7 protein-coding genes are annotated in these 7900 nt (G+C 54.3%); 4 read left to right on the top strand and 3 right to left on the bottom strand.

All coding sequences use genetic code 11. The features are described 5' to 3' along the window. The first annotated feature begins 45 nt into the window (after positions 1 to 45). From CUC53_RS04015 to CUC53_RS04000, 4 genes are all read left to right on the top strand, one after another. Entirely contained in the window at positions 46 to 1497 is a 1452-nt protein-coding gene (locus CUC53_RS04015; RefSeq protein WP_100292953.1) for a BatD family protein, read from the top strand. 67 nt (positions 1498 to 1564) lie between these two features. Continuing rightward, positions 1565 to 2164 carry a sigma-70 family RNA polymerase sigma factor gene (locus CUC53_RS04010; protein ID WP_100292952.1) on the top strand — a complete coding sequence of 200 codons (600 nt, stop codon included), beginning with the start codon at positions 1565 to 1567 and terminating at the stop codon, positions 2162 to 2164. Next, positions 2157 to 2909 carry a DUF3379 family protein gene (locus tag CUC53_RS04005; protein ID WP_100292951.1) on the top strand — a complete coding sequence of 251 codons (753 nt, stop codon included), beginning with the start codon at positions 2157 to 2159 and terminating at the stop codon, positions 2907 to 2909. Before CUC53_RS04010 ends, CUC53_RS04005 begins: the two co-directional genes overlap by 8 nt. 402 nt (positions 2910 to 3311) lie before the next feature. Beyond that, complete coding sequence (locus CUC53_RS04000; protein WP_100292950.1) at positions 3312 to 4577, top strand: outer membrane protein transport protein; 1266 nt, start codon at positions 3312 to 3314, stop codon at positions 4575 to 4577. A 152-nt stretch (positions 4578 to 4729) separates the two neighbouring features. On the opposite strand, the gene CUC53_RS03995 is transcribed toward CUC53_RS04000, so the two are convergent. The 3 genes from CUC53_RS03995 to CUC53_RS03985 form a co-directional block, all read right to left on the bottom strand. Continuing rightward, positions 4730 to 5590 (bottom strand): PA4780 family RIO1-like protein kinase, encoded by an 861-nt coding sequence (locus CUC53_RS03995; RefSeq protein ID WP_100292949.1) that lies wholly within the window; start codon positions 5588 to 5590, stop codon positions 4730 to 4732. Positions 5591 to 5760: 170 nt separating this feature from the next. Next, positions 5761 to 6756 (bottom strand): LpxL/LpxP family acyltransferase, encoded by a 996-nt coding sequence (locus CUC53_RS03990; RefSeq protein WP_167386681.1) that lies wholly within the window; start codon positions 6754 to 6756, stop codon positions 5761 to 5763. A 144-nt stretch (positions 6757 to 6900) separates the two neighbouring features. After that, positions 6901 to 7890: an LpxL/LpxP family acyltransferase gene (locus CUC53_RS03985; RefSeq protein ID WP_100292947.1), complete on the bottom strand. Its 990-nt coding sequence runs from the start codon at positions 7888 to 7890 to the stop codon at positions 6901 to 6903. Positions 7891 to 7900 lie beyond the last annotated feature (10 nt).

Here is a 7900-nt window from a genome sequence, read left to right as displayed (position 1 = left end):
GGCGGCCCGTTGCTGCAACAGCGATAAGTTGTAGCGGGCATCGTGATGATCAGGCTGCTGATCGTCGAGGCCGATGGGGCTCATCCCGCCCAAGCCCTTGAGCACGCGCCCCTGCTGCGACGCTTTGCGGTGGGCAGGATCACCGTCAGCCGAGTAGACAGCGCCAACCAGCAGCTGACCCGCTGGCAGATCCCGTTACATCTAGCAGCAGCATCCCCCTCCCCAGGCCGCTCATCAGCAGGACTGCGCATTCCCCCTCTGGCGGTGGGTAATCAGATGACCCCCGCCATCACGATCCCCGCTGCGGCGGCTAATACGGGAACCCCTGATGCGCCCCCCCATTCGACCTTATCTCCCCTTGCCCTGCAGGCAAACTTGCTTCATCAGGGGCCGCTGTATCCCGGCCAGCCAGTTATCTATCAACTGGTCGCGTGGTTGCCCACTCATTTGGCCGACACCCAGATCAGCGAGCCCTTCTCGCCCCATGTCACCCTGCACCGCCTCGGTGAAGATGAGTGGCTTGCCCCCATGACCCCCAATATGCCGGGCCGCCTGACACGCAGCTGGTTATTGCAAGCCCACCGCGCAGGAACGTGGCGCCTTGACTCACCGCGCCTGCAAGGGGCCTTGCCACAGACCGATGGCACCTTACATCCCCTTTTCGCTCAGGCGGCCCCATTGACCCTGCACGTCGCCCCAGCACCACAGCAACCAGTGGCCAGTCGCTTGCGATTGCAGCAGCATCTTGAACCCGCCGAACAGGGGCTGATCCACGAGCCGTTGATCCGTACCGTGACCCTGATCATGGAGGGAGGCGATGGCCGTCAGGTGCAGCTGACCCCTGTGCTGAGTCGTCCGTTACCCGCAGGGATCAACGCCCATCCCGATGGCGAGCAGCAACAAGAGCGGTTTTTGGCTAACGGCGGCTTGCTGTTTGAAAAGCGCTGGCGGCAAACGCTACTGGCTGACCAACCCGGGCAATACCACCTCCCCGCGATTGAGCTGCCTTGGTTTAATACTCAAACCGGCCAAGTTGAGGTGGCCAGCCTGCCTGCTCAGGGCGTCCGGTTTAGTTCCCCCTCTCCAACGCCAGATCCTACCACCGGAGCCGCAGAGCACGGCGAACGTCTGTCTTGGGTACTGCTGGCCCTGCTCCTGCGGGCAATTGGCCAGCAGGGGCCACGCTGGTGGCGCTTCTATCAATTGAGCCGCGCCCTGCCGTGGGCCTGCGCCGACCACTGCCGCTATCTGGTGCTGCGCTGGGCGCAGTACCGCTGGCCGCCACCGATGATGACCCTGAGCCAGCTGCCGTGTGGCCAACACCCCGAGGTGGCAGCTCAGTTGGCCGCCCTCGACCGCGCCTGTTTTGGCCCTCTCCCCAGTGGCGATGACGGCTCATGGCGCAGCTTGGCCAGCCCCTTGGGGCGTGAGGAATCATCAGTGATTACCTTGCTTTGCCGGCTCGTTTTGGGCAGGCTCGCGGTGCCTGCGCGCTGAATGCTCAGTGGCAGAGCGCCTATTCATCCACCCATGTGCCTCCCGTGCACCTATCAGGACAGCCAAGATGGCAGGGCGTTTTTTCAAAAAAAGAGGGGCAAATGGTCAGATCGCGGGAAATAATCCGGCCACATCGCCGGTCTATGTCGGTATGGCTGATAAACAAACCAAATTTGTGGCACTGGTCCATGCGCTGCACGGCGATCTTTACCGCTATAGCTACTGGTTGACCCGAGATGCTCAGGTCGCTGAGGACTTGGTGCAAGAGACCTTCCTGCGCGCTTGGAAGGCGATTGATACCCTGCAAGACGATAAGGCAGCCAAAGGCTGGTTAATCACTATCCTGCGGCGAGAAAACGCCCGCCGCTTTGAACGTAAGCAGCTTGAACTGGTGGATCTCGATGATTTTCCTCAAAGCCATCCAGATCAGTTGCACAGCGAGCAAGAGATGGAAAATGAGTGGCTAAGGCGCCATATTGCCCGCTTACCCGCCCAGTATCAGGAGCCTTTGCTGCTGCAAGTGCTGGGGGGATTCAGTGGGGAGGAGATCGCCGACCTACTCGGCCTCAACAAACATACCGTCATGACTCGGCTGTTTCGCGCCCGTAATCAGTTAAAAGAGGCATTGGAGCAAGCCAAACAGACAAGAGGACACGGCCATGGATGAACTGGAATTTCGCCGCAACGCCATGATCACCCCCGACGACCAGCAACCTGATTTTTTGGCGGCCGCTGGCGCAAGCCCCCATAGCCGTGCCCATCTGGCAGAGATGAAGCAGCTCGACCATGCGATCCAAAAAGCCATTAACGTAGACCTACCGGACGGTCTGGCCGAACGGATCTTGTTAAAACAGGCCCTGCTGCAAGACGATCACGCCGAGCATGACCCACCAATGGTGGGGGCTCGCCAGCCCACCGCCCCCAGCTGGCGCCAACTCGCCATTGCGGCCTCGATCGCCTTTATCCTAGGGATGAGCACCCGCTGGATCGAGGGGCTAGGCTCGCCCACCTTAAGCTTGGCCGATGTCGCCATGGCCCATTTACATACTGAAGCGCCGTTTATTAGCCGCCTTGATGAACGGGTCAACCTCAGCGCCATCAACGCCAAAATGGGGGCCTATGGCGCAACGCTACTGGGAATGGGGGGGCTTAAGGTAACCTATGTCAACCACTGCTCGTTTTATCAGGGTCCGGCGCTGCACATGGTGATGCAGGGGCAAAAGGGGCCGGTCACGCTGTTTTTAGTGCCCAAGCATCTGCCACTGACGGTGCCAGCAACCTTTGCTGAGGGCACATTAAAAGGCGAGATAGTGCCGCTAAAGGGCGCCAATATGGTGCTGATTGGTGATCGACAGGAGCCACTGACCCCCATGGCTGACCAACTGCAATCCCGTTTGCACTGGTCGATTTAATCAGCCTGCACCCACACCACATAATCACTTAAAGAACAGGCCATTGAGCTTACAGGACACCTGTCTATTGTTTTTTCATGCAGTGTCGTCACTGATTACTGATAAGAACGCCATAAATGACAACAGTATTTTTGTGATATAGATCGACTTTTATGCTCATAGATCAATCTCATATCATCAAAATTGATGACTTAAACAGCAATTTAAAACAAATGATTAACAGCCCTGTCACTTTTATGTATTCTGATGAAACTGGTCTGATTTCTTACCTCCCACCAGGCCCATAGAATCACGCCAGCATTAATAGGTAATAAGCTGAAATAACAACGGATGTTGGCGTCTTTTGCATCATACCGCGAGTGCCGTCACTCCGACAAAAATCTGCCTACAAGAGAGAATTCTATGACGACATCAATGTTCAAGAAGAGCCTGATTGCCGCTACCATTGCGCTGGCTACTAGCCAGGTGAATGCAGCCGCGTTTCAGTTAAATGAGCACTCAGCCTCGGGCCTGGGCCGCGCATTTGCAGGTGAAGCCGCGATCGCCGATAACGCCGCCGTATTAGCGCGTAACCCCGCTGCCATGACCACCTTTGATAAGATGGCAGTCTCTGTCGCGGGCACCTATATCAAGCCAGACGTGGACGTAGAGGGACGCATCGCAACACAGCTGGGTAATGTTCCTGCCAGCGAATCCAGTATTGCGCCTTCAGCCTTTGTACCTGCCGCCTATTTTATCCAGCCGCTCAATGATCAATGGGCTTGGGGGATTGGTCTTTTCTCCAACTATGGCTTGTCGACTGAATACTCCAAAACCTTCCCAGCAGGCTCTGGCGCGGGTGATACCGAGCTGATGACGCTTAATATCAACCCCAATCTTGCCTATCGTATCAATGACAATTTCAGCGTCGGGGCGGGTATTAATGCGGTGTATGGCTCGGCTGAACTCAACCGCTATGCCGGCCTGCTAGGCCCGGCGATTGGCCAAAATGCAGACACTCGCTTGGCACACCTCAAGGGCGACACTTGGGGCTTTGGCTGGAACGTCGGTACCCTCTACGAAGTTAACGAAAACCATCGATTTGCTCTGACTTATCGCTCTCAGGTCGACATGAGCTTTGATGGCGATTTTCAAGGGGCAACCTCGCTCAACCGCACCGTGGATGGCAACCTGAAGCTGGACCTGCCTGCCCAGGCTGAGTTTGCAGGGTATCACCGCTTAAACCCGCAGTTTGCCGTGCATTACTCCGTCAACTGGATCGACTGGAGTGCGTTTGAAGAGCTAAAAGCGACCAGCAGCCAATGCCGTGCTGGCGTATGTCTGCAAAAAGATGAGAAGTTTAAAGACTCGCTGCGTTATGCCATCGGCGGCACTTGGTATATCAACCCATCTTGGGAAGCGCGCTTGGGCTTTGCTTACGACAATACACCGATTGAAGCTGAGTACCGCAGCCTCAGCATCCCTGACTCCGACCGGATGTGGTACAGCACAGGGGCAACTTACCATATCAACCCTGATATGAGCTTGGACTTCGGCCTGACCTACATCGACGGTGAAGAGGTTGATGTGAGCGAAGGTCTGCGCAGCCACACTGATACCCTGCGCTGGAGAGGATCGTCCCACGGCAATGCATTCCTTGCCGCTGCTGGCTTCAATATGCAGTTCTGATAACCGACTGCGTCTATCAGTCGCAGACAATCAGTAACAAACAGCCCAGTAAGCGTTGCTTACTGGGCTGTTTGTTTGGCAGGAGAAACAATAAAAGCGATATCTATCAGGAGGATAACGTTACATCATCCGCGCTACAGAGGGTGAACGCCTCAGTAATCGTCCTGCTGCTCCGCTTTCAGCCGTGCTTGACGGGCAAGTGCCTCCTCTTGCGCGCTCTCAATCTCATGGAGCACCGAGTCAATGTTAATCACGCCGCCCTGCTCCTCAAATAATCCGCTCAGTTCAGATTCAGGAGTGAGCTTGCCATCTTCAAACAGAGCCCACATCTCCTTGGCATAGGCGGTCTTAAGTAACTCGGGGGCATACATGCCGTAGTAGTTACGCATGTTATTCACGTCCCGTTCCAACATAGCCTTAGCCTGATTATTCGCCGCAGCATCGACGACTTGAGGCAAGTCGATAATCACGGGGCCCTGTTGATCGACCAGCACATTAAATTCTGATAGATCCCCATGGATAAGACCGGCGCAGAGCATACGCACCACATAACGGATCACCTTACTGTGATCGATGAGCGCTTGCTCCTGAGAGAGAGCCACATCGTTTAAGCGGGGAGCAACGTTACCATCCTCATCGGTAATGAGCTCCATCAAGAGTACGCCGTCTAGGCAGACATAAGGCTGGGGTACTCTTACTCCCGCCGCCGCCAGCTTGAATAATGCATCGACCTCGGTATTTTGCCATACCTCTTCATGCTGCTTACGGCCATATTTAGACCCTTTCTCCATCGCGCGGGCACTGCGGCTATTACGCACTTTACGCCCTTCTTGATAGACCACCGCCTGTTTGAAGCTACGCTTAGCGGCTTCTTTATAGACTTTGGCACAACGGATATCGTCACCACAGCGCACCACATAGACGTCGGCCTCTTTGCCGCTCATCAACCGGCTGATGACATCATCAACCAGGCCGTCATCAACCAAAGGTTGGATTCGATTTGGAATTTTCATGACCGCCCTTTTACCCTATTTCCATCTTGGAAAACAGCTTGCTCCTGATCTGCTCGCCTATTTTTCATCTCAGACAATCCATGTTCCCCTCTGTTGCACTGCATTATATTGCCACACGGGTTCGCCAAGTACCTCCACTGTGGGCTGTCGTTTCCACAGTCTCGGGTCGCTTAAGGCTCTGGTGGTAAGCCTTGGCGAATCCGCTGGATCCCTGCTTCGTAAAAACCATCCGGCCCCACCTGATGCTCGCCTGTTTCAAAAATCTTGAGAAACCACATGTACTGCTCTGGATGACGCGCAATTTGCTGCTCAACCATCAGATTCATGGTCCTGACATCGGTCATCAGCTCATCGGTAGGATAAGGAGCAAAAGGCGGCTCAATCTCAAGGAGATAGCAGCCCTGCTCTTCATCATAACTCGCCAAGATGGGGATCGCTTTTGCCCCCGTGAGTTTCACTAATTTGGGTAAGGCTGGCAGGGTGGCTTTCGGGTGCGCAAAGAAAGGCACAAAAACACTGGCTTCACGGCCATGGTCTTGATCGGGTAAATAAAAAAAGCTATCACCGCGGCGCAGGGCTTTTATTGCAGGTTTAATCCCAACACTGCGTTCATAAATCTTACCGCCCTTGGCTCGTTCGCGGTTGATATACCAATCGAACAGCGGATCTTTTGGGCTTTTCATCATGGTGCACATGGCCAGCCCTTTATTGGTCAAAAAACGGCCTATGGTATCCACAGCCCAGGTGTGGGGAACCACCATGATCATGGCTTGTCCAGCCGCCTGACCTGCCGCTATGTGCTGCCAACCACTGACCTTAATGCGCTGATCAAGATAGCTGTTGCTACGCCACGTCAGCTCGCCAAATCCCATGAAGGTTTTAAGGCCAACCCTGATCGACTTGAGGAGTAAGGCCTGACGCCCCGCCTCATCTAACTGAGGAAAACAGATCTTCAGATTGGTCTGGGCAATATACGCCTGCTTCTTTGATACCTTCAGTAACAGCGGAGCGAGCCAGTTAGCAAGGCGATCTCGTAACGCCACTGGGATAAACGCCAACAGGGACAGTAAACCCAGAATAAGCCAGCTTCCCCAGCAACGGGGATGAAGTAGGCGAATATGAAATGAAGTATCAAAAACCGGATCATGTGCGGACATGGCTGCCATCAAGTCATCGAAAGTAAACGAGTATTGTAATTATCCTGACGTTTTTTTCTACCCCGTGGGCATCCAAGAGGCCCATATCATGATGAGAAAAAACATAATAAAAATGGCCCGTTAGGGCCAGATTCATAACAAAGTTAGGTTGCCTTATAGATTAGGTGGCAGACCTTTTCTAATTCGCTTTATACCGGCCTCATAACGCCCGTCTTCCCCTTGCAGTCCCTCTTGGGTATCGAAAATTTTGAGGAACCACATGTATTGAGTCGGGTTGCGCGTCAGCTGCTGCTGCACCGTCTGGTTCATCCGGCATGTATCAGCGCAGAGCTCTCCCGTGGGATAGTTATCAAACGGCGCTCCAATTTCTAATCGGTAGCAGTGCTGTGCTTCGTCATAGCACGCCAATAACGGTATCGCTTTCGCTCCGGTTAACTGCACTAATCGAGGCAGCGCGGGCAAGGTCGCCTTGGGGTGGCCAAAGAAGGGGGCAAAGATACTTTTTTCAGCACCATGATCTTGGTCTGGCAGGTAAAAAAAGCTGTATCCACTTTTGATGGTGCGAATGACCGCTTTGATCCCCGCGCTACGTTCATAAACACGGCAACCGTTACGCGCACGCGCACGATTTAAATACCAATCAAACAGGGGGTTACGGGCCTGTTTCATCATGGTGCACATCGGCACCCCACGTTGAGTAAAAAAATATCCTGCAGCATCAACGGGCCAGGTGTGGGGCACCACTAGGATCACTGGACGCCCAGCAAGCCGCTCTGCTTCAACATACTCCCACCCGCACACCTGCATTCGTCCCATTAAGTAGTTGGCACTGCGCACACTAAACTCACCAAATCCCAGCAGACTCTTTAGGCCAACACGGATAGAGGCGAGCGCGAGCGCATCCCGTTCACTTTCACTTTTCTCGGGAAAGCAAAGTGCCAAATTAGTGCGGGCAATGTAGACCTGTTTTTTCGAAATCCGAAATACCACTGGTGCCAAGAGATCGGCCAAGCGATCCCGCAGACGGACCGGCACCCATGCCATTAACAATAAAATGCTGAGGGCAAACCAACTGAGCCAATAGCGAGGACGCAGAAACTTAACCTCAAACGAGGTAGCAAAAACAGGATCATGGGACGACATGGATGGGAGA

It is taken from the genome of Aeromonas cavernicola (genome assembly GCF_002795305.1).
In the GTDB taxonomy this organism is placed as follows: Bacteria; Pseudomonadota; Gammaproteobacteria; order Enterobacterales; family Aeromonadaceae; genus Aeromonas; species Aeromonas cavernicola.
The sequence above is the reverse complement of the archived record's forward strand: the minus strand, read 5'-3'. Positions and strand labels throughout refer to the sequence as shown.